The sequence below is a fragment of the Azospirillum picis genome, assembly GCF_017876115.1.
Classification (GTDB): Bacteria; Pseudomonadota; Alphaproteobacteria; order Azospirillales; family Azospirillaceae; genus Azospirillum; species Azospirillum picis.
Genome location: NZ_JAGINO010000010.1, coordinates 141,211 through 165,196, shown reverse-complemented (window position 1 = coordinate 165,196; position 23,986 = coordinate 141,211). Strand labels below are relative to the sequence as shown.

Below are 23,986 nucleotides of genomic sequence, written 5' to 3'. Positions count from 1 at the left end.
AGGTAGAGCTCAAGTGGGAGGGTCCGGTTCCGTCATGCACTCTTTCGGCAGGGGTACCATCTTTTTCGTGTGATGAAGTGCGTGAATCGCCTTTTCCACCGCCGGGAAGGCCGCGGCCATTGCATCTGCATGCCGAACGGCATCCGCCGTCCGCCCGTCGAGGAGCGCGCGCTCCAGCGCCGCCGCGGCGCCGGCCAACGCCGACGCCCCCGCCGTCCGCGCCGCCCCGGCCACCGTATGGGCCGCGGCGCGCGCCGCCTCCGCATCGCCGGCCGCCAGCGCCGCCAGCGCATGCTCCAGCGTCGGCCGCGTCGTCTCGATGAAGAAATCCATCATCTCGACCGCGCCCTGGTCGAGGCTGCCGAACGTCTCGACCACATGACCGAGGTCGAGCACCGCCGGCGTGAGTGATGGCGGATCGGTGGCTGGAAGATCGGTGGTCGGTAGATCGGTGGCTGGTAGCTTGGTGGCTGGAAGATCGGGCGCGAGCGGTGTTTTTGGGTCGGGCGGTGCCGGCGCCGCGGCGCGGCGGATGGCGGCGGCGAGCGCGGCCATTCCCAGAAGGGACAGCAGCGTCATCACGGCCACCGCGAGCGCGCCGTCGCCGGCCGCCCCGTCCCGTGCACGCACGCGGCGGGCGACGTCCTGCTCCACCGCCGCCAGATGGTCCGACACGATGATGGCCATGCGGTCCGAAATCATCCGGCTGCGGGCCGCCGACCGCTCCGCCGCACGCCGCAGCGACAGCTCGGCCGCGCGAAGGGTCGCCAGGGGGGCTTGCCCGAAGGCCGCCCCGAAGGCCGCCGCCTCCAGCCCGTCCTGGACCGGCTTCAGCCGTGACGCGCGCTCCGGCGGCAGCAGGGCCAGCTCCCGCGCCGCCGAGCCGAGGGCTCCCCGGGCGTCGGCCTGCAACCGGTCGAGCTGGGTGTCGCGCTCGGCATGCAGCACGGCCAGCAGGAGCGACGACGCGGCGTTGATCTCACGGCGCCAGCGCTCCTGCGCCGCCCGGCCCAAGCCATCCGCACCGCCGCCCCCGGCAGCGGCGGCGCCATCCCGGTCCTCCGCCGCGAGGGCGCCGAGGCTCGCCGCCACGGTGTCCAGCGACCGCGCGCGGGCATCGGCCTCGGCGGTCAGGACGAGCTGCTGCCGCACCTGGGCGTTCAGCGTCTGCAGGACGCGCACGAGTTCGTTCTTGTGATGCTCCAGCGCCTCCAGTCCCCCGCCGGGGTCGGCGGACGGCCCCGCGGCGACCCCGTCGGCGATCAGCCGCGGCACCAGCTCGTCGAGACGGGCGATCCGCTCGCCCATCCGTGCCATCTCGGCCTCGCGCGCCGTCTGGTCGGGTGCTGCGACCAGGGCGGCGGTGGCTTCGGCGATGGCGCCGCCTTGCCGCACCAGTCTTGCGGCATCGCCCAGGTCCGGCACGGCGGCTGCGATCCGCTCGATCTCCCGGCTGGAAGCGGACAGCAGCGACACGGCGACCGCGCCGGTCGCCGCGGACAGCCCGCCGATGACCGTCATTCCCGCCAGGATGCGGAACGTCACGGCCCGCCGGGGACCCCGCGTCATACCCCCTGCCCCCCTGCCCTCTGGCACTCCGTCCCCCGCTCCGGCGGGTGGCGCTTCGGCGCCATCATGCCACCAACCGCCCGGCCGCGGCACCATGGTTCGCCGCTGCCGGCCGGTGGGTGCCGGTCAGGAGGTGCGGGGCAAGGAGGCGCCGATCAGGCAACCCCGGTGGAGCCGAAGCCGCCGGTCCCGCGCGCGGTGTCGTCGAGCGCCGCGACCTCGACCAGCGCCGCCTGCGGCGCCGGCGCGATCACCGCCTGGGCGATGCGGTCGCCGCGGGCGATGGCGAAGGGCTCCTCGCCGAGATTGATCAGGCAGACGCCGACCGGCCCGCGATAGTCGCAGTCGACCGTCCCCGGCGTGTTCAGCACCGTCACGCCGTTCTTCACCGCCAGCCCGGAGCGCGGGCGGACCTGCATCTCCCAGCCGGCCGGCAGGCCGACGGCGAAGCCGGTCGGCACCAGCATCCGGCGGCCGGGGGCCAGCACCACCGGCTCGCCGGCCGGGACCGCCGCGCGCAGGTCGAACCCGGCCGCCCCGGCCGTGGCGTAGGACGGCAGCGGCAGGTCGTCGTTGCCGGGCAGGCGGAGGAAGGCGACGGTGGGGGGCATGAAGGCTCCTGGATGGACGGGAGAGGAATCCGCGCCGGTCAGCGGCGCTCGAACTGCCCGGCGATGGCCTCCGCCAGCCTCGCGGCGACGGCCTCCTTGCTCATGGTCGGCCAGGAGTCGCTGCCGTCGGCGCGGATCAGGTGGACGGTGTTGTCGCTGCCGCCGAAGGTGCCGGTGCCGGGGGAGACGTCGTTGGCGACGATCCAGTCGCAGCCCTTGCGCGCCCGCTTGGCGGCGGCATAGGCCAGGACGTCGCCGGTCTCGGCGGCGAAGCCGACCACCAGGGCCGGACGGCGCGGGCCGGCCTGCGACAGGGTGGCGAGGATGTCGGGGTTCTCGGTCAGCGCCAGCGCGGGCGGGCCGGAGCCGTCCTTCTTCAGCTTGCGGTCCGCCTCCGCGGCGACCCGCCAGTCGGCGACCGCGGCGGCGCAGACGGCGACGTCGGCCGGCAGCGCCGCCTCGCAGGCGGCCAGCATCTCGCGCGCCGTCTCGACATGGACGACGCGGCAGCCGGCCGGGTCGGGCTGCCGCGTCGGGCCGCTGACCAGCGTCACCGCGGCGCCCAGCCGGGCCAGCGCCGCGGCGATGGCGTGGCCCTGCTTGCCCGAGGACCGGTTGGCGATGTAGCGCACCGGGTCGATCGGCTCGTGGGTCGGGCCGCTGGTGACCAGCGCGTGCCGGCCCGCCAGGGGCTGCGGCCCCTCCCCCTCCGCCTGTTCGGCGAAGAAGGCGGCGACCGCGTCGACGATCTCCATCGGCTCCGCCATGCGGCCGGGGCCGTATTCGTTGCAGGCCATGACGCCGTCGTTGGGTCCGACGCGCCGCACGCCGCGGCTCTCCAGCAGCGCCATGTTGGCCCGGGTGGCGGCATGCTGCCACATGCGGACGTTCATCGCCGGTGCGACCAGCACCGGCTTGTCGGTGGCCAGCAGCACGGTTGCGGCAAGGTCGTCGGCCATGCCGGCGGCCATGCGTGCCAGCAGGTTGGCGGTGGCGGGGGCCACCACCACGAGGTCGGCCTCGCGGGACAGCCGGATGTGCCCCATCTCCGACTCGTCGGTCAGCGACCACAGGTCCTGGTAGACGGTGCCTTCGGTCAGCGCCTGCACCGACAGCGGCGTGACGAAGCGGGCGCCGGCCTCGGTCAGCACCGCGCGGACCGTCACGCCGCGCTCGCGCAGGCGCCGGATCAGGTCGAGCGACTTGTAGGCGGCGATCCCGCCGGCGATCACCAGCAGCACGCGCCGCCCTGACAGGACGGCGTGATCGGGGTTGGCCTGACCGGGCATGGCGGTTCTCCTCTTCCGGTCCCTCGTCCCCGCTGCTGATAGTTCATCGCGCCTCCCCCGGCAAGCGGCGGAATGCCCGCCCCGCCTCGCCCGACACCGCCCCGCCCGGTGCCGCGGCGCGCTCCTCCCCCGGATCGCCCGGCGCTGGTTTCCGGGAGCGGGGCTTTCAAACGGGTTTTTCGGGCCGGGCCGGGCGGCCCCTCGCTACGGGGTAGGATTTTCAGAATAATCTGTTAGAGAATGGGAGCCGTCCTTTCCCTGAATTTGCGTGCCGCCCAGCATGCCAACCGGCTCCATTCCCGTCCTTCTGATCGAGGACACCCCGTCGCTGGCCCGCGTCTATGCGGAAATCCTGAAAAAGGAATCCCACGCCGTCATCGCGGTGGAAACCGGGGCGGATGCGCTGGAACAGTTGAAGGACGGCGCCCCGAAGGTGGTGCTTCTCGACCTCCAGCTCCCGGACATGAACGGGATGGAGGTGCTGAAGCGCATCGCCGACCAGGGCCTGCCCTGCGCGGTCATCGTCATCACCGCCCACGGCTCGGTGAAGGCGGCGGTCGAGGCGATGCGTTACGGCGCCTATGATTTCCTGGTGAAGCCCTTCTCCGCCGACCGGCTGGCGGTGACCGTCCGCAACGCCATGGAGCGGCTGCGGCTGGCCCAGTTGGTCGACACCTTCGAGAAGGACCTGAACCGCGCCCGCTACCACGGCTTCATCGGCTCGTCGCTGGCGATGCAGGCGGTCTACCGCATCATCGACAGCGCCGCCTCGTCGCGGGCGACGGTGTTCATCACCGGCGAATCCGGCACCGGCAAGGAGGTGTGCGCCGAGGCGATCCACCGCCAGAGCCAGCGGGCCGCCCGCCCCTTCATCGCCATCAACTGCGGCGCCATCCCGAAGGATCTCATGGAAAGCGAGATCTTCGGCCACATGAAGGGCAGCTTCACCGGAGCGGTGTCCGACCGCGAGGGCGCCGCAGCCCGCGCCGACGGCGGCACCCTGTTCCTCGACGAGATCTGCGAACTGGCGCCCGACCTGCAGACCAAGCTGCTGCGCTTCATCCAGACCGGCACCTTCACGCCCGTCGGCGGCTCGAAGCTGGAGAAGGTCGACCTGCGCATCATCTGCGCCACCAACCGCGACCCCCTGCGCGAGGTGGAGGAGGGCCGGTTCCGCGAGGATCTCTACTACAGGCTGCACGTCATCCCCATCCACCTGCCCCCCCTGCGCGAGCGCGAGGACGACGTGCTGGGCATCGCCCGGCACTATCTCGCCGAATTCGCCCAGGAGGAGAAGAAGGGGTTCAGCCGCTTCTCGCCGGAGGCGGAACAGTCGCTGCGCCACTATCACTGGCCGGGCAACGTCCGCCAGCTCCAGAACGTGGTGCGCATCGTCGCGGTGCTGCATGACGGCGACACCGTGACGCCCGAGATGCTGCCGCCGCCGCTCGCCATGCCCCACATCGCCGCCGCCCCGCCCCAGGCGGCTGCGCCCGCCGCCGTCCCCGTCGCCCGCCCCCCCTCCCCGCCGAGGCCGGAGTCGATCAAGCCGCTGTGGGAGGTCGAGAAGGACGCGATCGAGGATGCGATCACCGCCTGCGACGGCAACATTCCGCGGGCGGCGGCGCTTCTGCAGATCAGCGCCTCGACGATCTACCGCAAGCGCCTGGCCTGGCAAGCGGAAGGCAAGCTCTAAGCCTTTATTTCGGAAGAAACTTCATTTTTCACGAAGACGAGGGATAATACCCTTTGCCGTCGAAGCGGCGCCTTGGTCGTACTTCTCCATAGATCATCGCGGTCGATAGTCCTATGCCGTGAGACGGAATTGCCTGCAACCGCAGCCTGCGGCTAGCCTCCCCGCACAATGTCTTGGTTCCGCTTGCCCGGCAGACCTCAAGGCGCGCCCGACGCCGGCGATCCGCGACCCATCGACTTCGTCAATCCAGGGGGAGGCACATGACCAACGGTACCGTGAAATGGTTCAACACCACCAAGGGATACGGCTTCATTGCGCCGGAAGCCGGCTCCAAGGACGTGTTCGTCCACATCACCGCGGTCCAGCGCTCGGGTCTCCACGCCCTGTCCGAAGGCCAGCGTGTCCAGTTCGAAGTCGCCCGCGGAACCAACGGCAAGGACGCCGCGGTGAACATCAGCCTGATGGAATAGCCTCCAGCCGGTTCAGACCGGATAGCCGGCCGCCCGATAGGCCGCGATGGCTTCCCCGGCCAGCCGGGGGATCTCGCCGCGCAGGCGGTCAGCCTCGTCCGCCGGGCCGCCCGCTTCCGCCTCGCGGCAGGCCGCTTCCAGCGTCCGGGCCGCGGCGCACAGTGCGCGGGCGCCGAATGTGCCCGCCGTACTCTTCAAGGTGTGCGCCTCGCGCATCAGGATGGCGGTATCGGCCGCCGCCGCCATGCGCTCCACCCGCTCCCGCGTCTCCGCAACGAACTGCCGCAGCACGTCCTCCAGCAGGTCGGCATCCAGATCCTGGGCAAGCTGGGCCAGCACGTCGTGGTCGAGGACCTCCCCCTCCCGCGCCGCCGGCACGGCGTTGCCGGGGCCGAAGCCGGCCGGCAGCGACGCCTGCAGCCATTTCCCCACCGTCGCCAGCAGTTGCGCCCGGTCGACCGGCTTGGCGACATGGTCGTTCATCCCGGCGCCCTGGCAGCGGGTGCGGTCGGCCTCGTCGGTGTCCGCCGTCATCGCCACCACCGGCACCCGCCCCGCCGCTCCCGGCAGGCCGCGCACCAGCCGCGTCGCGGTCAGCCCGTCCATCTCCGGCATCGACAGGTCCATCAGGATCAGGTCGTACCCCCCGGCCTGGGCCGCCATGACCGCCTCCAGCCCGTTGTTGGCGATGTCGGGACGGTGGCCGGCCTGGACCAGGATGGCGCTGACCAGCATCTGGTTCAGCGGGCTGTCCTCCACCACCAGGATGCGGCCGCCGACGGGCCGGGGCTCCGGCCGGGCTGCCGGCTGGGGGTGCGGGACGGGAGGCTGCGGCTCTGTCGGCGGCATCGGACGGGCTCTGCGCGGGGACCGAAGCCGCAGTGTAGGGGAGAGCGCACGCTCCTGCAAAGCCCCGCGCCGTCCCGCCGCCCCCGGGACGGGGTCCGGCGCGGGGAACGGCCGCCGGCCATTTCCGCCCCCCTGAATTTTCCCCCTGAATTTTCCCCGAATTCCGCCTGGCGATCTCTGCTCCGTGATTTCTGCGGCCATCCCCGCGGCCCGGCGCTTCAAATCGGCGCGGCGCACCGGTATGGTGGCGCGTTCGGCCGGTTCGCGGGCGCGCTTGCCGCCCGCGATGAGTCCGGCCCCCTCGACCCTAGGCAGTGTCGCAGACGATGACCAAACTCAACACCTACCGCTCCGGTCCCGACGAGCGCGGGCATTTCGGCATCTATGGCGGGCGCTTCGTCGCCGAGACGCTGATGCCCCTGATCCTGGAGGTCGAGAAGGCCTATCGCGAGGCGCGCGCCGACCCCGCCTTCGAAGGCGAGATGCGCCAGCAACTCAAGCAGTATGTCGGCCGCCCCAACCCGCTCTATTACGCCGAACGCCTGACGGAGCAGCTCGGCGGTGCCAAGATCTACTTCAAGCGCGAGGAGCTGAACCACACCGGCGCGCACAAGATCAACAACTGCATCGGCCAGATCCTGCTGGCCCGGCGCATGGGCAAGACCCGCATCATCGCCGAGACGGGCGCCGGCCAGCACGGTGTCGCGACCGCGACGGTGTGCGCGCTCTACAACATGCCCTGCGTCATCTACATGGGCGAGACCGACATCGCCCGCCAGCAGCCCAACGTCTTCCGCATGAAGCTGCTGGGTGCGGAGGTGCGCGCCGTCACCTCGGGCGGCCGGACGCTGAAGGACGCGATGAACGAGGCGCTGCGCGACTGGGTCACCAACGTCGCCGACACCTTCTACATCATCGGCACCGCCGCCGGCCCGCACCCCTACCCCGGCATGGTCCGCGACTTCCAGTCGGTGATCGGCGACGAGGTGCGCAGCCAGATGCAGGAGCTGGAAGGCCGGCTGCCGGACAGCCTGGTCGCCTGCGTCGGCGGCGGGTCGAACGCCATCGGCCTGTTCCACCCGTTCCTCGACGATCCCTCGGTGCGGATGATCGGCGTCGAGGCCGCCGGCCGCGGCATCGAGAAGGGGCCGCTGGACCATGCCGCCTCGATCAACGGCGGCCGCCCCGGCGTGCTGCACGGCAACCGCACCTACCTGCTGCAGGACGAGGACGGCCAGATCCTGGAGGGCCACTCGATCTCCGCCGGCCTCGACTATCCCGGCATCGGGCCGGAGCATAGCTGGCTGCACGACGTCGGCCGCGTCGAATACGCCCACGCCACCGACCAGGAGGCGCTCGACGCCTTCCAGCTCTGCGCCCGCACCGAGGGCATCATCCCGGCGCTGGAGTCCGCCCACGGGCTGGCCGAGGTCATCAAGCGCGCACCGGCTCTGCCCAGGGACCACCTGATGGTGCTGTGCCTGTCGGGCCGCGGCGACAAGGACATCTTCTCCGTCGCCAAGCATCTGGGAGTGGAACTGTGAGCGCCGATCCGTTGTCCGATGGCCGCATCGCCCGCCGGTTCAAGGCGCTGAAGGCGGAGGGCCGGGCCGGCCTGGTCACCTTCGTCACCGCCGGCGACCCCGATCCCGGGACCGCGCAGGCGCTGCTGAACGGCCTGCCGGCCGCCGGCGCCGACCTGATCGAGCTCGGCGTCCCCTTCACCGACCCGATGGCCGACGGGCCGGCGATCCAGGCCTCGTCGCTGCGGGCGCTGAAGGCCGGGATGACCGTGCGCAAGACGCTGGACCTCGTCCGCAACTTCCGCAGGCTCGACGCCGACACGCCGATCATCCTGATGGGCTATTACAACCCGATCCACGCCTACGGGGTGGAGCCGTTCCTGGCCGCCGCCCGCGAGGCCGGGGTCGACGGGCTGATCATCGTCGACCTGCCGCCGGAGGAGGACGAGGAGCTGTGCATCCCGGCGCTGAAGGCCGGCATCAGCTTCGTCCGCCTGACCACCCCCACCACCGACGACGCGCGCATGCCGGCCGTGATGCGCAACACGTCGGGCTTCGTCTACTACGTGTCGATCGCCGGCATCACCGGGACCGCCAGCGCGTCCGGCACCGCCATCGACACGGCGGTCGCGCGGCTGAAGCGCCACACCGACCTGCCGGTCGCCGTCGGCTTCGGCATCAAGACGCCGGAACAGGCCGCCGAGGTCGCCCGCATCGCCGACGCCGCGGTGGTCGGTTCCGCCATCGTCAGCCGCCTGGCCGGCGGGCTGGACGCGGCCGGCACCGTCGGGCCGGGCACCGTCGAGGACGTGCTGGGCTTCGTGCGCGAGCTGGCCGCCGGCGTCCGCGCAGCGCGGGACTGAGGGGCGGACGGTTTACAAGAACGGCAAACAGCTTTACGACACCCGCAACACGATCGCTCGCGGCGACAGACGGCCGGAAGGCCCGGCGCGGTTCCCACCGCCGCCGGGCTTCGGCCTACCGCCGTGCCGTTGAAAGGCGTTCCATGAACTGGCTCACCAACTACGTCCGTCCCAAGATCCGCGCGCTCTACGCCCGCAAGGAAGTGCCCGACAACCTCTGGCACAAGTGCCCGAGCTGCGAGTCGATGCTGTTCCACCGCGAGCTGGAGGAGAACCTCAACGTCTGCCAGCACTGCGGCTTCCACATGCGGCTGGAGCCGGTGCGGCGGCTGGAATCGATGTTCGACGGCGGCGTCTATGAAGCCGTCGAGCTGCCGAAGCCGGTGGTCGACCCGCTGAAGTTCCGCGACCAGAAGCGCTACACCGACCGCCTGAAGGAAGCCCAGACCAAGACCGGCCGCAACGACGCCATCGTCGTCGGCGAGGGCCGCATCGGCGGCCAGCCGGCGGTCGTCGCCGCCTTCGACTTCGGCTTCATGGGCGGGTCGATGGGCATCGCCGTCGGCGAGGGGCTGCTGACCGCCGCCCGGCTGGCGGTGGCCAAGCGGGCGCCGCTGATCGTCGTCCCGGCCTCGGGCGGCGCCCGGATGCAGGAAGGCATCCTGTCGCTGATGCAGATGCCGCGCACCACCATCGCGGTCGAGATGGTCAAGGAAGCCGGCCTGCCCTACATCGTCGTGCTGACCGATCCGACCACCGGCGGCGTCACCGCCAGCTTCGCCATGCTGGGCGACATCCACATCGCCGAGAAGGGCGCGCAGATCGGCTTCGCCGGCGCCCGCGTGATCGAGAGCACGATCCGCGAGACCCTGCCGGAAGGCTTCCAGCGCTCCGAGTACCTGCTGGAGCACGGCATGGTCGACATGGTGGTCCACCGCCGCGACCTGCGCCCGACGCTGGCCCGTACGCTGGGGCTGCTGATGACGCCGCGCGTCGATGCGGAGGAACCGGTGGATGTCGACCTGACCGCCGCGCCGCCCGCGGACAGCGAGCCGGCGCAGCCGGCCGCCGCCCAGCCCGTGCCCGCCGCGGCACCGGCAGCGGTGCCGGCCGCGGCACCGGTCCAGGCCGGCGACGACTGACCCGGCTCCGCCAGACGCGGCGCCCATCCCCTCCCGGCCCAGAGACGACCATGACCGACGCCCGCCCGTCCCCCGCGGCAAGCCGATCCGACCCCGTGCTGGACCGGCTGAAGGGGCTTCATCCGAAGGTCATCGACCTGTCCCTGGACCGGGTGCACCGGCTGCTGGCGGCGCTCGGCAATCCCGAGCGCAAGCTGCCGCCGGTGGTCCATGTCGCCGGAACCAACGGCAAGGGATCCACCGTCGCCTTCCTGCGCGCGATGCTGGAGGCGGCGGGCTACCGCGTCCATGTCTACACCTCGCCGCACCTCGTGCGCTTCCACGAGCGCATCCGCCTCGCCGGCCGGCTGATCGACGACGATCACCTGGCCGCCCTGCTGGAGGAATGCGAGGCCGCCAATGCCGGCGGCCCGATCACCTTCTTCGAGGTGACGACGGTCGCCGCCTTCCTTGCCTTCTCCCGCGTGCCGGCCGACGTGGTGCTGCTGGAGACCGGGCTCGGCGGCCGGCTGGACGCCACCAACGTGGTGGACCGGCCGGCGGTCACCGCCATCACCCGCATCTCCTACGACCACCGCCAGTTCCTCGGCGACTCCCTGCTGGAGATCGCCAGCGAGAAGGCCGGCATCTTCAAGCCCGGCGTCCCGGTGGTGCTGGCGCCGCAGCCGGAGGCCGACGCGCTGAAGGCGCTGACGCTGCGCGCCGGCGCCATCGCCGCCCCGATCCAGCCCTGGTCGGTGACGGAACGTCCCGGCGGCTTCCGCTTCGAAAGCGCGGCCCGCCGGATCGACCTGCCGATGCCGGGCCTTGCCGGTGCCCATCAGGTCACCAACGCCGGCGTCGCCATTGCCTGCCTCGACCATCTGCCGCTGGCGGTGGACGACGAGGCGGTGCGCCGCGGCCTTGCAAGCCCCGAATGGCCGGCGCGCCTGCAACGGCTGACCCGCGGCCCGCTGGCCGATCGCCTGCCGGCGGGCTGGGAGCTGTGGCTGGACGGCGGGCACAATGATTCCGCGGGCGAGGTTCTCGCCCGTCAGGCGGTCGACTGGTCGCATGGCTCCACGCCCGCTGCAGGGGATGGGAGCGCACCGGCCCTGCCGCTGCTGCTGATCTACGGCATGCTGTCGAGCAAGAACCCGTTCGAGTTCCTGGGACCGATCGCCCCCTTCGCCCACGCCCTGCGCGCCGTGGCGATCCCGGGCGAGGAGGCCAGCTTCAGCGCGGAGGAATCCTGCGAGACCGGACGCCTGTGCGGCATCCGCGACAGCGCCGCCGCCGACAGCGTCGATGCCGCCCTGGCCGACCTCCTGGCCGGCCGATCGGGACCGGCACGGGTGCTGATCTGCGGTTCGCTCTATCTCGCCGGCACCGTGCTGGCCCAAAACGGCTGAACCAAGAACGGCCGAACCCGGAACGGCCCCGCCTGCCGCCCGGGCGACTCCCCGGCTCCCGGCTTGTCCCAGGACCGGTTCCAGCGTTTCGGCTTGAACCGGTCAGGCTTGCACCGATCAGGCCCTACCGCTTGCGCCGGCCGTCCAGTTCGAGCATGCCGCGCAAGGCCGCGATGGTCTTGCTGAGCGGCGTGGCGTCGTCGCCGCCTGCCTTGGCCGGTGCGGTCCCGCTCTGCCCGGTCTTACCCAGCCCTGTCCTATCCGCCGGAACCGCCGCGGGATCCGCAGTGGGATCCGCCTGCAGCGCGGACGACCCGGCGGAGGGGGTGTGGCGCGTCTTGGCGGCACGCGGCCGGGGCAGGGGAGCCGCTGCGGGCGGGTCGGGATCCTCGTCCTCCTCGATGAAGCCGCGCAGCGCCCTCATCGCCTCTTCGATCTCGCGTTCCTGGGCGGAGCGGCGGCCGGACGCCGGTTCCGGTTCGGCGGCCGGCTCTTCGTCGACCTCCTCCGGCAGCGGCCCGGCGGCGGGAGCGGCCTGGGGTCCGGGATCCTTCGGAACGTCCCAATCATCGCCCGTCGAGTCATCGCCCGTCGGCGCGCCACACGCCGCCTCGCCCCCGGCACTCCGGTCGGCAGGCTTGGGCGCCGCGCCGCGTCCCTTGCGGGGGGAGGGGGAGGCCGGCTGGTCGCCTGCCGCATCCTCGATCATCGCGCGCAGGGCCGCCAGGGTCCTGTCGAACCCATCCTCCTCATCGGGCAGCGGGGCCGGGCGCTGGGCGCGCCGCTCCGCACGGTACTCGTCGAAAGCCGCCGGCGGCTCGCCTGCGGGAGGATAGGCGGCAGGCTTGTCGGGGCGGCCGGCCGAACGGTCGGGATCGCGGATGGCGAAGGACAGGATGTCGTCGTCGGAGGGGTCCTCGTCCCAGCCCCCGTCGGTCCCATGTTGGGGCTCGGGCTCGGGCCGTTCGCGGCTCCCCCCGTCCCCGTGGCGCCCGCCGGGCCCCCTTGCGAAATCACCGCGGACCATGACCCTGTGCGTGAAGACCGGCGGCTCAGGGTCGCCATCCTCGTCGTCTTCGTCCACCGGGTCCGCTGCATCGGGCCATGGCGCAGACCGTGGTGGAAAGCCGCCGTCGCCGTCCGGCCCGTCGTCGGGCCATTCCGCCTGTGCCTCCGCCCGCGCCAGGAGGCGCCGCATCGCCGTCAGCGTCTCGTCGGCCTCTCCATCCGGGTCGCCGTCGCGGTCGGCATCATAGCTGGCATCGTCCGAACCGCTGCCGACCAAACCACTATCGGCCACACCGGTGTCGACCCAGCCAGTGTTGGCGGCAACCGCGGTGCTTCGGACCGGCGCGATGTCGTCCTCGTCCTCTTCGTCGGTCCAGCCTTCGAAGCCGAGCCGGGCGGCCATGTCGACGGGCGAGACCGGTTTCCAGGGATGCCCGGCATCGTCGTCGGGCGATCTTCCGGCCCTCGGGTCAGGCATCGGCTCCGCGGAGGACCGTGCGCGGAAGGGCGACGGGCGCTCCTCATGGTCCACGGCCCGCGGGGCAGGGGCAGGGGCAGGGGCAGGGGCAGGGGCAGGGGCAGGGGCGTCGTTGCCGCCGCGCAGGGAAGCCAGCAGGCCGTGCAGTGCTGCGAGCGGCGCATCGAACGAGGAGTCGGCGCCGGCCGGGGAGCCTGCACCGGCCGCCACCGGCTCCGGCGGGACCGGCCGGCTTTCGATGTCGCGGGAGTCGCACCGGGAACACCGGTAATGCGGCGCGATCGACAGGACGGGATAATTCGGGCCGAAGCGGCGCTCCAGGACGGCGCGGGGCAGTACGCCGCCATGGCCGCAGGCGCGGCAGCGCAGTTGCACGTCGGCGTCGATATCGCGAAGGAACAGCATGCGGGCCATGGCCCGCAGTATAGCGGTGCTCCCGCGGCATTCCCAATCGATTCAGCCCGGTCCAGCCGTGCTGAACCGCTTCAGGCCCAACCGCATCCGTCCCAACCGGTTCAAGACCGGCCGGCAGGCCGATGCGGTCCGTCCGTCATTGCGGAGGCAGGACGGCCCCCGGCCCGCCGGAGCCGCTGCGGCCGTCACCCTGTGCCTGGGGGGAGAGAGGAGCCCGGCGGCACCCTGCGCCACCGCCGTGGCGCGGCGCTGGCCGGTGTGGGCCAAGGCCGTGCCGCGGCGGCGGGGAAGGGGCGATCCGCCCGGGCAGACGGCGTCACGCCGAGCGGGTGACGGTCAACCCCTGTTCGGAAAGGCTCTCGGTGAAGTCGCGGAACTTGCGCAGGTAGCGGATACGGTAGGCGTCGAAGTCGGCGGCGATCGCCGCGTCGGCATTGTCCGACTTCCTGAATTCGGAGACGCGGTGGGCGTTCTCCGCGCGATAGAGGGCGAAGGCGCCCTCGGTCACCAAGTCGTCCGAGACCGCACCGGCGGCTTTCTTGTCAATGCTCATCACTCATGTCCAATTGGGGGCTGCATCCGGCGCCGCGGGCGGCCCGGATGCACAGTGCTGTGGTAGGACCACATGACAAAGCTACGCCCCGCCAGGACACCCTTCAATGCTGCGCCGCATCATCATGCCACCACATTGCGCAAGGCGGCCATGCGGTCACGGTCGACCCGGATACGGTCCAGGTGCTGGGCGATGACCGCGGTCACCGGCAGGGGCAGTTCCTTCGCCATCGCGTCCTCATAGCGGCGCAGGCACTCGGTCTCGCCCCGTTCCACCTCGGTGATGACCGCCGCCCGGTCATGGCCGAGGACCGCCGACTTCAGCTCCAGGAAGAAGCGGTGGGCGCCCCCCAGCATGGTGCCTCCCATGTCGGGGGCGCCGCCCTGCTCGGCCACCAGCCGCTGGATTTCGCGGACGATGGCGCCGCGCTGGGCGGCAAGGTCGTTGAACAGCGCCTTCAGATCCTCCTCCTGGGCGCTCTCGGCAGCCTGCCGGTAGCCCTCGTGGCTGTCTTCGACGATGCGGATCAGGTCATTGAGGGTATCGACGATCTCGTCTTTTTCCATGGCGGCAGGTCCTCCGGTGCATCCCCGTCGTTGGCACAACCCGGCCGCCGGACCGAATGTTCCCGACGGCCCCCGGGGCCGGCCGGGAATGTTGCCTCGCGGAAAGCCGATCCTTAGGCCGGGATGGCGTTCCCGGCGTTCCGCCCCCGCAGCAGGGACCGGCCGATGCCGCCCCGCCACAGGCTGACGCCATGTCCGGTGAGCGACATCGCGTCGGACGCCAGGCCGAAGCCGGAGCCGGCCAGCAGGTTGTGCCCGGCGCCGACCAGCGTCGCCGCGATGAAGCACAGCCGCATCGGGCCGACGGCGCTCTGCCAGCGGCCGAGCGTGGCCAGCAGGAAACCGCTGGCCGACAATGCCGACATCGGCCCCTGCCACGTGAGCGCCGCCACCGCCAGCGCCGCCGGCACCGTCAGGGCGTAGGCGACGGCCAGTGCCGGACCGATGCGCCGGGGCAGGCGCAGGACCATCTGGATCAGCCCCAGCCCGCACATCAGCATGCCCGTATGGGCGCCGAGCAGCAGGAAATGGACCAGGAACAGCGAGGATGCCGTCGCCTGCGCCGCGAGGATCGCCCGCCGGTCGCCGAGCAGCGTCGACAGCACGCCTGCCAGCAGGCCGGCGACCCCGGTCGCAGCAATCGGAGAGATGGCGGTGAATGTCGGAAGATAATCCAGCAGAAAAGCCGTCATGGAACGCCTTCGCACGAAGAACATGCCGCAATGCAGCGAAGGCGGCGGACGCTAGTCCCGTCTGGTTAACTGGATATGAACACTGATGTGACCGGAAGCAGACCAAAGATGGACCTCGTCACGCCACCGAATGTCCGCGAGAGCAACCATGTCTTCATGCGGGAGTGGATGTGGCGATTATTGTGAAAACTCTGGAGCAACATTGAAGCAGACATGCTCCTGCACTCTGCGGGTATATGCCCTACCGGCAGAGTGCGCGGATTCCCGACCTGTCCATCAGTGACGTTGGCAACGGCCGCCGCTGACGTCATTCTCGCAGCGCTTCGGTTCCGCTGCTGGGTGCGGAACCTGTGACGGGGAGAGGCCGCTGGTCGGGGGAAAAGGCCGGGGAAGACCAGGAAAGGGGACAAGATGGGGGAACCGATAGCCCGGTATGGGCACCACCCGGCATCGCCCGGATGCATCGGGGCGGGAACCGCCGGAGGCGGGCTTTCCCGGCGCGAACGGCCGCTATGCTGCGCCTGCGGCCGAACGATCCGTCTGGGGGAACCGCATTGGGCCGGCCATGGCGACCAGCGCCCCTGGCATTACGGCTGTGCCGAACGGGCCGGCCTTACATGGCCGTGGACTGCCCGGCCGTCGCGCCGGGCCGCGGATCGTCCTCAAAACGCCGATTGAGCGTGCGGGCCGTCTCACCCCGCAGACCACCGGCCTCGCCGATGGCCGATGCACCGCCGACGCCGGCACGGAGATCGGCCAGCGCAGCCTCGCGGCCCCGGCGATAGGCGTCGCGCTCCGCTTCCAGGATGGTGTCGGCAAGCCGCTTTTCAAAGTCCCGCTCCACCAGGGCGGAGAACAGGTCAATGCGGAAGCGCGCCTGCAGCAACCGGCTCAGGTGGCGGGCTCGTTCGATCGGCGGCATGGCATTCCCCTTTGCTGCTTGCGGTCGACACGGCAAGCATCAGGGATCGATCCCCTCCCCGCAACCACGCGTGCGGCGACGCTGCAACGCAAAAGAGTGTGCCCATCCGCATGCCCAAGGCAGTACGGACCGTCGCAGGCTCTCTCGGAGGTGAGGCTGATTTTTTAAAAGGGAGACCGGATTTTCCGGAAGAAAGGCCACAGCCATGCGGCACTTGGAGCGGGTGAAGGGAATCGAACCCTCGTCGTAAGCTTGGGAAGCTTCTGCTCTACCATTGAGCTACACCCGCGCGCCCGCTGTTTATAGGCGACCGCCGCAGCAGATACAAGAGCGGAATCAAGCACTCCCGTGCGCGGTGTCGCCGACCGCCGGAGCGGCGGCTTGGCCGGCGGAATCGGGAGAGACGGCAGCAGTCGCGCCGGCCTCGGAAACCGCTGCTGCCGGGACGGCGGCGGCTCCGGAAGCGACCGCCGCCGGGGCATCGGCCGGCGGAGCCTTGGAGACGGTGGAAGAGGCGGCGTGGGAGGTGGCATGGGAGGTGGCGGGGGTGCCGTCGCCGGTGCGGCCGGAGATGGCGCGGGCCACCCCCTGGCCGATCGCCCGCTGGCAATGGTCGGCCAGGGCCTTGCGGCTGGTGAATTCCTCGATGGTCACCGGGCGGTGGAACTCGACCTCCACCGTCATGCCGCCCAGGCGGAAGGCCTGCCACAGGTGCGGCACGAGGTCCATGTCGCCGTACCAGGCGTAGAAGGGCCGGAAGGCGAAGCCCATCGGGATGCCGTCGAGCTGGGTAGGGGCGATGCTGACCGGCTGCACCGTCAGGGGCCGGCCGTCGATCCGGCGGGCGGCCACCGCGAACAGCGCCGTCTTGAAGGGCAGGGTGCGGTTGCCGTCGCTGGAGGTGCCCTCCGGAAACAGGATCAGCTTGTCGCCGGCGTCGAGCCGGCCGCCGATGTCGTCCCGCTGCTTCTCCACCGTCGAGCGTGCCTTGCGCTCGACGAAGACGGTGCGCTGGAGCTTGGCGAGCAGGCCGAAGAACGGCCAGGAGCCGACCTCCGTCTTGGCGACGAAGGATCCCGGGATCAGCGAGCCCAGCACCGTGATGTCGAGGTAGGAGGAGTGGTTGGAAACGAACAGCACCGGCCCGTCGACCACCCGCTCGCCCCGGACCACCACGTCCAGCCCCATCAGGTGGGTGCAGGTCCGGTGGTAGAAGGCCGGCAGCGTGCGGCACAGCCGCCAGTCGCGGGCCACCGCCAGCGCCTGCAGCGGGATCAGCAGCAAGGTCCACAGCAGGTACAGCGTCAGGCGCAGCAGGCCGCGGCCGGACGATCCCAGGGCACGCGCCGTCGGGGTCATCGGCTCAGCCGGCCTGGCCGTCGCGGCTGCGACGTTCGTAGTGCTTGTAGTATTTGTCGGTCACCAGGTCGGTCTTCACCACGATGCAGACGTCGGTGGTGTTGAACTGGTGGTCGATGACCGCCCCGTCGCCGATGAAGCCGCCGAGCCGCAGATAGCCCTTGATCAGCGGCGGCAGGATGTTCAGCGCCCGCTTCGGGTCGACCTGCTCCTTGGGCATCAGGTCGAGCGAGACGTAGCGTTCCGGCAGCGCCGTCGCCCGCAGCTCCGGCGGGGCGAGATGGTGGTGGTGCAGGTAGGACAGCGGTTCCGCCAGGGCGCCGGGGTCGGTGCCCGGCAGGCTGGCACAGCCGAACATCAGGGCGATGTCATGCTGGAAGACGTAGGCCGCGATGCCCTGCCACAGCAACTGCATGCTGCCCCGTGTGCGGTAGCCGGCGTCGACGCAGGACCGCCCCAGTTCCAGCACCTGGCCCGGATAGGCGGCAAGGGGGCCGATGTCGTATTCGTCGCTGGAATAGAAGCGGCCCATCTTCTCGGCCGCCGGGCGGCGGATCAGGCGATAGGTCCCCACCACCATGTCCGGTCCGTTGCCGCGCGCATGGTCGATGACCAGCAGATGGTCGGCGACCTCGTCGAAGCCGTCGAAGTCGCGGCGGGCAGCCTGCATGGCGGGGGTGGGGATGGCCGCCATCTCCTCGTAGAAGACGCGGTAGCGCAGGGCCTGGGCCCAGTCGATCTCCGCCGCGGACTGCGCCAGCCTGACCTCCAGGCTGCCCAGGCGGATGCCGTCCGGCATGCCTTCGCGATCTGCTTCCACGAGGGTCTCCTCGCTCCGCTCCGGGCTCGTCCGGGCCATGCCCGTCTGCTCCAAGCTTGCATCAGCCATGTCGACGGTCCGCTGCGGTGGTTCAGGACGATGCGCGGCACCGCCGCCCGTTGCCGGAAGTCTTGGCCCGGCAGGCTTCGGCCGGGCAGGTCGGAACGAGCGGCGCCGCACGCAAGGCAAGGCATAACACGACCCGACGGTTGCCGGTCAACCGACATCATGTGCGTGCATATAGGGTGAAAGCGGAACTGGCGGTGCCGCAACAGGCGCCCGCCGCAACCCATGGTCGGCCCGGGCGGCGGTCGCGGCGGCCGGTTCGGGACTCCGAGTCCGGGCCTCCGGTCCGGCGCGAAGCCATCGGACGACCTGCAAGGGGAGATGTCGGCGGACAGGCGGCGGACGGACGGGTGGACGGGATCGTGGTCGCCGAGGATCGGGCGCCTGTCCTGCGGCATGGCGTGGCGGCCCGGTGAGGGCGATCCCGAAGGGCAGCCGTGTAAGGATGGGCAGGTAAGGATCGCCCGGCCGGGCTGGCCTGGTCGGCGTGGCCCGATCCGTGGCCCGCAATCCGTGGCCCGTGGCCCGTGGCCGGTCGCTCGAACCGGAGCAGGAAAAACCGGGCAGGCGAAACTGGGCGGTCAGGCCCCGACGGTCTGGCGCCGGCATCCCTGCCAGGGTCTCCGGCAGGCGCGGCGGCCAATGCATGTCCCGCCATGGAAGCCTGCCCGGCCATCAGGCCGCCCACCGGGCGCGGCAGGCGGCAGCGGGCGGCGGGGGATCAGGCGCCGCGGCGGGCGCGGGTGCCGAGGCCGATCTGCTTGGCCAGCGAGCTGCGCTGGCGGGCGTAGTTCGGCGCCACCATCGGATAGTCGGTCGGCAGGCCCCAGCGGTCGCGGTATTCTTCTGGGGTCATATTGTACGCCGTCTTGAGATGGCGCTTCAGCATCTTCAGCTTCTTGCCGTCTTCCAGGCACACAATATAGTCCGGCGTGACCGACTTCTTGATCGGCACCGCAGGCTGCGGCCGCTCCTCCGCCACCGGCGGCTCGGTGCCGACGTTGGCCAGCGACTTGTAGACCTGCTCGATCAGGGTCGGAAGATCGGTCAGTGCCACTGTATTGTTGGAGACATGCGCCGCCACGATCTCCGTGGTCAGAGACAACAGCGCGTTGGAAGGGGACCCGTTGCTCATGTAAGCTTGCTCCGCGGCATTCGTACCTCTCCATATAAAGAGGTTTTCTGCGGCGTGCAATATCCATCCTTTGAAACAAAGAGGAATCGGTGACAGAAAAAAATTCCGCAGACTTGTTTCTCGACATCACCTCACAGGTTTGTCCGTTAACCTTCGTCAAAACCAAGTTGATGGTGGAGCGGATGGCCGCCGGGCAGACCCTCGAAGTCCGGCTGAATGCAGGCGAACCCTTGGAAAACGTACCGCGATCCTTGAGGGAGTTGGGACACAGCATTCTGTCTGTCCACCCCGAACGAACGGATGACCCGAACGGAGTCCATCGACTGGTGGTGCAGAAAAATTAACCCCTACGCTCCGTCCAGATTGCGGCGCAGGACAAGCGCCGCGACCCGGCCATCCGGGCGCTTATAGTATCCAGGCCTCCGGCCGACGGAAAAAAAGCCGCAGGCCTTGTATAGAGTCGAAGCTGCCGGGTTATCCTCGGCCACTTCAAGAAACATCGCAGTCGCGCCGAGGTCCCGTGCTCCCTCGACCGCCGCCTCGACCAGCAGGCGGCCGACCCCGCCGCGCCGGGCGTCCGGCATCACGCCGATGGCAAGGATTTCCGCATCCTCGGCGGCGACGCGGGTCATCACGAAGCCGACCGGCGCCTGCGGCCCGGCCAGCGCCAGGACCGCGAAACCGCCAGGCGGGGCGATCAGCGAGGCGACGGACGCCTCATCCCAGGGTTCCTCGGGGAAACACGCCTGCTGGAGGGCGGCCACGACGCCGGCCTCCAGCGGGCCGGCGCGGTGCAGGCCGACGGCGGCCGGGGCGTTCATGCCCCGGCTCTCGATGCCGTCCCCTGTGCAGCTCCCTGTGTAGCTCCCTGGGCAGCTCCCTTCGGCAGCGTGACGTCGGGCGGACGCAGATAGAAGGGCTCCACAGGCAGGCCGGCGGGGCGGGAGGCCCCCAGCGCCGCCACCACCGCGGCGTCGGGCAGCCCGTCGCCGGCGGCAACCGCCAGGTCGGCCCGGTCGCGCAGCAGGGGAAGCAGCGCTGCCACCCCGTCCCCGGCCAGCAGCAGCGGTCCCGCCGGGTACAGCGCCGCCAGCCAGCCGGCAACCGCCGCCGGATCGGGCATCGCCGGCTCGCCCAGCGGCGCCAGCGCCGCGTCGTAGAGCTGCAGGAAGGGCTCGGCGCGCCGGCTGTCGACGGCGACCAGCAGCGGCCGTCCGGCGCGGTCCGCCGCCGGGATGCCGTGGGCGATGGCGTCGAAGCTGGTGACGCCGACCACCGGCAGGCCATGGGCGACGGCGATCCCGCGCGCGGCGGCCAGGGCGATCCGCAGGCCGGTGAAGGCGCCCGGCCCGACGGTGACCGCGACGCGGTCGAGAGCGGCGAAGCCGGTCCCGGCCTCGGCCAGCACCTCCTGCGCCAGCGGCACCAGCACCTCCGCCTGCCCGCGCGACATCGGCGGGCTGCGCCGGACGGTGATCCGCGGCTGTCCGCCGCTCCCGTCGTCCCACAGCGCCGCCGAGCAGCCGGAGGTCGCGGTGTCCAGACCCAGAACCTTCATCTCTCCACCTTCCTCATCGTCCTCTCCGCCGGCTGTCCGGCGGGGCTCCGCCTGCGGCCGTCCCGCAAACCCCCGCGTCGCGGGCGGCATCCCCATGGCGATCATTGCGGCCACCATCACGGCCACCACCAAGGCGTCGTCACGCCATCGCAAACATGCTAGACGAGCGCTCCCGTCTCCCGTGGACAAACGATCGCCCGCCTCATGCTGACCGAAATCGCTCTTCCGGACTTCGACGTCGATCTGGAGCTTCTCTACGCCACCGCCGACAACCTGTCGGGCAGGCCGATCTACCGGGCGGCCGTCTGCCTGCTGCATCCGGAGGCGGCCCGCCGGCTGCAGGATGCCATCAGGCTGGCCCGCGGCATCGGCTGCCGGCTGCGGGTGTACGATGCCTTCCGCCCGGCCGAGGCGCAATGGAGGCTTTGGCGGGCGTTTCCCGACCCGACCTACATCGCCGATCCCCGGCTGGGCTCGAACCACACCCGCGGCGTCGCCATCGACCTGACGCTGCTGGACGCCTCGGGCCGCCCGCTGGACATGGGAACCGGATTCGACGCGATGACCGAACGGTCGCACCATGGCCGCAGCGACCTGACCGGCGAGCAACAGCGCAACCGCGCCCTGCTGCTCGGCGTGATGACCGCCGCCGGTTGGGAGCATTACGCCTCGGAATGGTGGCATTACCAGCTCCCCGACCCCGAACGCTATCCGCTGCTCACCGACGCCGCGGCGGGCGGGCGGCTGATGTAGCAGCGGGGACGGGGTCTTCGTCACGAGGACGATTGCCGTGACGGCTATTTTGCGGGGCGGTTGTTGCACGCGCGCACCGCATCGCTCCCCGTCTCCAAAAGGGCATGGTCCGTGCTTGTTCGGCTGGCGCCGGTTGTGGCACACCCTTTGCGTCGGGGCGACGGTCGCCCCGGCCAGCCGTTTCCGTAGGCCGCCATGCCGTTCCGTCGTGCCGTCAGGATCATCGCCGCCGCCGCCTTGTCGGCCTGGACCGCGTTCATTCCGGCCCTGCGGCCGGCCGCCGCCGACGGCACGGCCGGCGGCGGGCCGAGCGCCGTCGTTTTCGCCTATGACCGGTTCGGCGAGGACCAGAACCCCTCGATCAGCATCCGCCTCGACCAGTTCGAGGCGCATCTGGACGAGCTGACGGACGGCGACTACCACGTCCTGCCGCTGCCCGGAATCCTGGAGGCGCTGCGCGACGGCAGGACGCTGCCCGACCGCACCGTCGCCATCACCATCGACGAGGCCAGCCGCTCCGCCTTCACCGAGGCCTGGCCGCGGCTGAAGGCGGCGGGGCTGCCCTTCACCCTGTTCGTCGCCACGGACGCCGTCGACCGCGGCTCCCCGGCCCACATGACCTGGGCGGAAATCCGCCAGCTCGCGGCCGCCGGCGTCACCATCGGCGCGCTCGGAACCTCGACCCAGTCGATGCTGGCGCGCAGCCCCGACCAGCTCGCCGCCGACCTGCGGCGCATGGCCGAGCGGTTCCAGGCGGAACTCGGCCGTCCGCCGGCCCTGCTGGCCTATCCCCAGGGCGAATACTCGCTGGCGGTGCGCCAGCAGGTGATCGACCTCGGCTTCACCGCCGCCTTCGGCCAGCAGTCCGGCGTCCTGCATGCCGGGGCCGATCCCTGGAGCCTGCCGCGCTTCGTCATGAACGAGACCTACGGCAGCGCCGACCGCTTCGAACTGGCGGCCAACGCGCTGCCGCTTCCGGTGTCGGACCTCACCCCCGCCGACCCGCTGATCAGCGTCAACCCGCCGCCGCTGGGCTTCACCATCGACGGCAGCGTCGGCAGCACCGCCAAGCTCGCCTGCTTCGCCACCGGCCAGGGCCGCACCGCGCTGGAGCGCATCGCCGAGGACCGGGTCGAGGTCCGCATCAAGGAGCCGTTCCCGCCCGGCCGCGCCCGCGTCAACTGCACGCTCCCGGCCGACGACGGACGCTGGCGCTGGTTGGGCGTGCAGTTCCTGATCCCGGAATGACCCGCCGGACCTCGTTCCGCGCCCGCGTTTCCGGGTTGGCCCCCCGGCCGGCCGCGCCTATGGTGCCGCCCTCGGCGACATGCGCCGGGTGACCGGTCCAGGCAGGAGGGGACGACGGCGATGACGGACGGGACGAACGGAACGGATTTCGGCGGCGCGCCGGACGGCCGCGACATCGGCTGGGCGGACACGGTGCGGTTCCGCCTGCCGCCCGGCTGGGCCGTCGATGTCGAGGAGGTCGAAGGGCAGGCGGTCGGCACCTTCCGGCCACCGCCGCCGGCCGCCGGCGTGCTGCGCCTGGTCACCGACCGCGTGGTGCCACGGCCCGATGCCGGCGGCGTTGCCGGGACCCTGCGGGAAATGGCGCTGCGCTTCGTCCGGCCCCAGGATCCGCGGGCCGGCGATCGGACGGTCGAGCAGCGGGAGGACGGTGCGGTGATCGCCCAGGCGATGATGCGGACCGAGGAGGACGGCCGGGCGGAGACGCATTACCTGTGGCTGGTGGGCGCCGAACGGGACGCGGTCGCCGCGGTCGCGATGTTCAGCTTCGCGCTGCCCGACCTGATGGACGGCGACGAGTCCTGCGCCGACATGCTGGGCCGGATCGACGACGCCATCCGCTCCGCCGAGATCCTCTGAAGCCGGGTTTCCGGACCGCGCCTCCCGGGATGCCGGAGCCTTCGGAGCGGAGGCCGTCCGGCCGCCGGCGATCCTCGGACGGCCGGGATGTCCCGGCGGCGGCCCGTCAGCAGTGGCCGGCGCCGCCCGCCATCAGGGCCTTCAGCCTCACGGCCTTGGGGTCGTGCGCGACGGCCGCCTCTTCCGCCGCCAGGGCGGCAAGGCCGAGGAACCGCGCGAGATCGTCCAGGTCGCAGCGCGTCGCATCGCTCAGCAGGCTGTCCAGGCAGGATTTTATGGCCAGGGCCACGTCGCGTCGTTCATCCATCATCGCGCATCCCTTTCACAACGGTACGACCGGCTTCGCTGCGACCAGCTCTTCACGGGTCTTTC

General features: G+C 71.1%; 25 protein-coding genes and 1 tRNA gene. 10 read left to right on the top strand and 16 right to left on the bottom strand.

Annotation, left to right across the window (positions count from 1 at the left end):
• Positions 1-9 precede the first annotated feature (9 nt).
• The 3 genes from J2850_RS15660 to coaBC form a co-directional block, all read right to left on the bottom strand.
• A complete protein-coding gene (locus J2850_RS15660) occupies positions 10-1,569 on the bottom strand; it encodes an Hpt domain-containing protein (RefSeq protein ID WP_209983237.1) in 1,560 nt (519 codons plus the stop codon).
• Between the two features lie 155 nt (positions 1,570-1,724).
• The gene (dut, locus tag J2850_RS15655; protein ID WP_209983233.1) at positions 1,725-2,180 is read right to left on the bottom strand and encodes a dUTP diphosphatase; all 456 of its coding nucleotides are present in this window, start codon (positions 2,178-2,180) and stop codon (positions 1,725-1,727) included.
• A 38-nt stretch (positions 2,181-2,218) separates the two neighbouring features.
• Positions 2,219-3,469 carry a bifunctional phosphopantothenoylcysteine decarboxylase/phosphopantothenate--cysteine ligase CoaBC gene (gene coaBC / locus J2850_RS15650; protein WP_209983231.1) on the bottom strand — a complete coding sequence of 417 codons (1,251 nt, stop codon included), beginning with the start codon at positions 3,467-3,469 and terminating at the stop codon, positions 2,219-2,221.
• 280 nt (positions 3,470-3,749) lie between these two features.
• Here coaBC and J2850_RS15645 point away from each other — a divergent pair, with 280 nt between their 5' ends.
• Both J2850_RS15645 and J2850_RS15640 read left to right on the top strand, forming a co-directional pair.
• Positions 3,750-5,165, top strand: coding sequence for a sigma-54-dependent transcriptional regulator (locus J2850_RS15645; protein ID WP_209983230.1), 1,416 nt, complete (start codon positions 3,750-3,752; stop codon positions 5,163-5,165).
• A 260-nt stretch (positions 5,166-5,425) separates the two neighbouring features.
• Positions 5,426-5,635, top strand: coding sequence for a cold-shock protein (locus J2850_RS15640; protein ID WP_209983228.1), 210 nt, complete (start codon positions 5,426-5,428; stop codon positions 5,633-5,635).
• A 12-nt stretch (positions 5,636-5,647) separates the two neighbouring features.
• Here J2850_RS15640 and J2850_RS15635 read toward each other — a convergent pair whose 3' ends face one another.
• Positions 5,648-6,484: a response regulator gene (locus tag J2850_RS15635; protein WP_209983226.1), complete on the bottom strand. Its 837-nt coding sequence runs from the start codon at positions 6,482-6,484 to the stop codon at positions 5,648-5,650.
• A 326-nt stretch (positions 6,485-6,810) separates the two neighbouring features.
• Here J2850_RS15635 and trpB point away from each other — a divergent pair, with 326 nt between their 5' ends.
• From trpB to J2850_RS15615, 4 genes are all read left to right on the top strand, one after another.
• Positions 6,811-8,028, top strand: a complete 1,218-nt coding sequence (gene trpB, locus J2850_RS15630) for a tryptophan synthase subunit beta (protein ID WP_209983224.1) — start codon at positions 6,811-6,813, stop codon at positions 8,026-8,028.
• On the top strand, positions 8,025-8,870 hold the full coding sequence (trpA, locus tag J2850_RS15625; protein WP_209983222.1) for a tryptophan synthase subunit alpha: 846 nt from the start codon (positions 8,025-8,027) through the stop codon (positions 8,868-8,870). Before trpB ends, trpA begins: the two co-directional genes overlap by 4 nt.
• A gap of 143 nt (positions 8,871-9,013) precedes the next feature.
• Positions 9,014-10,012 (top strand): acetyl-CoA carboxylase, carboxyltransferase subunit beta, encoded by a 999-nt coding sequence (gene accD / locus J2850_RS15620; protein ID WP_209983220.1) that lies wholly within the window; start codon positions 9,014-9,016, stop codon positions 10,010-10,012.
• A gap of 50 nt (positions 10,013-10,062) precedes the next feature.
• The gene (locus J2850_RS15615; RefSeq protein ID WP_209983218.1) at positions 10,063-11,403 is read left to right on the top strand and encodes a bifunctional folylpolyglutamate synthase/dihydrofolate synthase; all 1,341 of its coding nucleotides are present in this window, start codon (positions 10,063-10,065) and stop codon (positions 11,401-11,403) included.
• A gap of 124 nt (positions 11,404-11,527) precedes the next feature.
• Here the strand turns inward: J2850_RS15615 and J2850_RS15610 are convergent, their stop codons facing one another.
• The 9 genes from J2850_RS15610 to J2850_RS15570 all read right to left on the bottom strand — a co-directional run bounded on the left by J2850_RS15610 (position 11,528) and on the right by J2850_RS15570 (position 19,416).
• Positions 11,528-13,294 (bottom strand): hypothetical protein, encoded by a 1,767-nt coding sequence (locus J2850_RS15610; protein ID WP_209983217.1) that lies wholly within the window; start codon positions 13,292-13,294, stop codon positions 11,528-11,530.
• A 325-nt stretch (positions 13,295-13,619) separates the two neighbouring features.
• A complete protein-coding gene (locus J2850_RS15605) occupies positions 13,620-13,856 on the bottom strand; it encodes a hypothetical protein (protein WP_209983215.1) in 237 nt (78 codons plus the stop codon).
• Positions 13,857-13,978: 122 nt separating this feature from the next.
• Entirely contained in the window at positions 13,979-14,422 is a 444-nt protein-coding gene (locus tag J2850_RS15600) for a ferritin-like domain-containing protein (RefSeq protein WP_209983214.1), read from the bottom strand.
• Between the two features lie 113 nt (positions 14,423-14,535).
• Positions 14,536-15,114, bottom strand: a complete 579-nt coding sequence (locus J2850_RS15595; protein WP_209983212.1) for a YgjV family protein — start codon at positions 15,112-15,114, stop codon at positions 14,536-14,538.
• Between the two features lie 613 nt (positions 15,115-15,727).
• The gene (locus tag J2850_RS15590; protein ID WP_209983211.1) at positions 15,728-16,036 is read right to left on the bottom strand and encodes a hypothetical protein; all 309 of its coding nucleotides are present in this window, start codon (positions 16,034-16,036) and stop codon (positions 15,728-15,730) included.
• A gap of 215 nt (positions 16,037-16,251) precedes the next feature.
• A tRNA-Gly gene (locus J2850_RS15585) sits at positions 16,252-16,325 on the bottom strand.
• 47 nt (positions 16,326-16,372) lie between these two features.
• The gene (locus J2850_RS15580; RefSeq protein ID WP_209983209.1) at positions 16,373-17,395 is read right to left on the bottom strand and encodes a lysophospholipid acyltransferase family protein; all 1,023 of its coding nucleotides are present in this window, start codon (positions 17,393-17,395) and stop codon (positions 16,373-16,375) included.
• A 4-nt stretch (positions 17,396-17,399) separates the two neighbouring features.
• Entirely contained in the window at positions 17,400-18,284 is an 885-nt protein-coding gene (locus tag J2850_RS15575) for a GNAT family N-acetyltransferase (protein ID WP_209983208.1), read from the bottom strand.
• A 718-nt stretch (positions 18,285-19,002) separates the two neighbouring features.
• A complete protein-coding gene (locus J2850_RS15570) occupies positions 19,003-19,416 on the bottom strand; it encodes a Ros/MucR family transcriptional regulator (RefSeq protein ID WP_209983206.1) in 414 nt (137 codons plus the stop codon).
• Positions 19,417-19,505: 89 nt separating this feature from the next.
• Here J2850_RS15570 and J2850_RS15565 point away from each other — a divergent pair, with 89 nt between their 5' ends.
• Positions 19,506-19,760: a sulfurtransferase TusA family protein gene (locus J2850_RS15565; RefSeq protein WP_209983204.1), complete on the top strand. Its 255-nt coding sequence runs from the start codon at positions 19,506-19,508 to the stop codon at positions 19,758-19,760.
• Positions 19,761-19,763: 3 nt separating this feature from the next.
• Here the strand turns inward: J2850_RS15565 and J2850_RS15560 are convergent, their stop codons facing one another.
• Positions 19,764-20,237: a GNAT family N-acetyltransferase gene (locus J2850_RS15560; protein WP_209983202.1), complete on the bottom strand. Its 474-nt coding sequence runs from the start codon at positions 20,235-20,237 to the stop codon at positions 19,764-19,766.
• Positions 20,234-20,974: a tRNA (adenosine(37)-N6)-threonylcarbamoyltransferase complex dimerization subunit type 1 TsaB gene (tsaB, locus tag J2850_RS15555; RefSeq protein WP_209983200.1), complete on the bottom strand. Its 741-nt coding sequence runs from the start codon at positions 20,972-20,974 to the stop codon at positions 20,234-20,236. The genes J2850_RS15560 and tsaB overlap by 4 nt, the downstream gene beginning before the upstream one ends.
• A 204-nt stretch (positions 20,975-21,178) precedes the next feature.
• Between tsaB and ddpX the strand changes: the two genes are divergently transcribed.
• The 3 genes from ddpX (at position 21,179) to J2850_RS15540 (ending at position 23,614) form a co-directional block, all read left to right on the top strand.
• Complete coding sequence (gene ddpX / locus J2850_RS15550) at positions 21,179-21,727, top strand: D-alanyl-D-alanine dipeptidase (protein WP_209983198.1); 549 nt, start codon at positions 21,179-21,181, stop codon at positions 21,725-21,727.
• 195 nt (positions 21,728-21,922) lie between these two features.
• Positions 21,923-22,975: a polysaccharide deacetylase family protein gene (locus tag J2850_RS15545; protein WP_209983196.1), complete on the top strand. Its 1,053-nt coding sequence runs from the start codon at positions 21,923-21,925 to the stop codon at positions 22,973-22,975.
• Positions 22,976-23,095: 120 nt separating this feature from the next.
• Complete coding sequence (locus tag J2850_RS15540; protein ID WP_209983195.1) at positions 23,096-23,614, top strand: hypothetical protein; 519 nt, start codon at positions 23,096-23,098, stop codon at positions 23,612-23,614.
• Between the two features lie 106 nt (positions 23,615-23,720).
• Here the strand turns inward: J2850_RS15540 and J2850_RS15535 are convergent, their stop codons facing one another.
• Positions 23,721-23,924, bottom strand: coding sequence for a hypothetical protein (locus tag J2850_RS15535; protein WP_209983193.1), 204 nt, complete (start codon positions 23,922-23,924; stop codon positions 23,721-23,723).
• Positions 23,925-23,986: the final 62 nt, after the last annotated feature.

Coding starts and splice junctions, on each gene's coding strand:
- J2850_RS15660 (WP_209983237.1), bottom strand. CDS start 1,569: ATGACGCGGGGTCCCCGGCGGGCCGTGACGTTCCGCATCCTGGCGGGA.
- dut (WP_209983233.1), bottom strand. CDS start 2,180: ATGCCCCCCACCGTCGCCTTCCTCCGCCTGCCCGGCAACGACGACCTG.
- coaBC (WP_209983231.1), bottom strand. CDS start 3,469: ATGCCCGGTCAGGCCAACCCCGATCACGCCGTCCTGTCAGGGCGGCGC.
- J2850_RS15645 (WP_209983230.1), top strand. CDS start 3,750: ATGCCAACCGGCTCCATTCCCGTCCTTCTGATCGAGGACACCCCGTCG.
- J2850_RS15640 (WP_209983228.1), top strand. CDS start 5,426: ATGACCAACGGTACCGTGAAATGGTTCAACACCACCAAGGGATACGGC.
- J2850_RS15635 (WP_209983226.1), bottom strand. CDS start 6,484: ATGCCGCCGACAGAGCCGCAGCCTCCCGTCCCGCACCCCCAGCCGGCA.
- trpB (WP_209983224.1), top strand. CDS start 6,811: ATGACCAAACTCAACACCTACCGCTCCGGTCCCGACGAGCGCGGGCAT.
- accD (WP_209983220.1), top strand. CDS start 9,014: ATGAACTGGCTCACCAACTACGTCCGTCCCAAGATCCGCGCGCTCTAC.
- J2850_RS15615 (WP_209983218.1), top strand. CDS start 10,063: ATGACCGACGCCCGCCCGTCCCCCGCGGCAAGCCGATCCGACCCCGTG.
- J2850_RS15610 (WP_209983217.1), bottom strand. CDS start 13,294: ATGCTGTTCCTTCGCGATATCGACGCCGACGTGCAACTGCGCTGCCGC.
- J2850_RS15605 (WP_209983215.1), bottom strand. CDS start 13,856: ATGAGCATTGACAAGAAAGCCGCCGGTGCGGTCTCGGACGACTTGGTG.
- J2850_RS15600 (WP_209983214.1), bottom strand. CDS start 14,422: ATGGAAAAAGACGAGATCGTCGATACCCTCAATGACCTGATCCGCATC.
- J2850_RS15595 (WP_209983212.1), bottom strand. CDS start 15,114: ATGACGGCTTTTCTGCTGGATTATCTTCCGACATTCACCGCCATCTCT.
- J2850_RS15590 (WP_209983211.1), bottom strand. CDS start 16,036: ATGCCGCCGATCGAACGAGCCCGCCACCTGAGCCGGTTGCTGCAGGCG.
- J2850_RS15580 (WP_209983209.1), bottom strand. CDS start 17,395: ATGACCCCGACGGCGCGTGCCCTGGGATCGTCCGGCCGCGGCCTGCTG.
- J2850_RS15575 (WP_209983208.1), bottom strand. CDS start 18,284: ATGGCTGATGCAAGCTTGGAGCAGACGGGCATGGCCCGGACGAGCCCG.
- J2850_RS15570 (WP_209983206.1), bottom strand. CDS start 19,416: ATGAGCAACGGGTCCCCTTCCAACGCGCTGTTGTCTCTGACCACGGAG.
- J2850_RS15560 (WP_209983202.1), bottom strand. CDS start 20,237: ATGAACGCCCCGGCCGCCGTCGGCCTGCACCGCGCCGGCCCGCTGGAG.
- tsaB (WP_209983200.1), bottom strand. CDS start 20,974: ATGAAGGTTCTGGGTCTGGACACCGCGACCTCCGGCTGCTCGGCGGCG.
- ddpX (WP_209983198.1), top strand. CDS start 21,179: ATGCTGACCGAAATCGCTCTTCCGGACTTCGACGTCGATCTGGAGCTT.
- J2850_RS15545 (WP_209983196.1), top strand. CDS start 21,923: ATGCCGTTCCGTCGTGCCGTCAGGATCATCGCCGCCGCCGCCTTGTCG.
- J2850_RS15540 (WP_209983195.1), top strand. CDS start 23,096: ATGACGGACGGGACGAACGGAACGGATTTCGGCGGCGCGCCGGACGGC.
- J2850_RS15535 (WP_209983193.1), bottom strand. CDS start 23,924: ATGATGGATGAACGACGCGACGTGGCCCTGGCCATAAAATCCTGCCTG.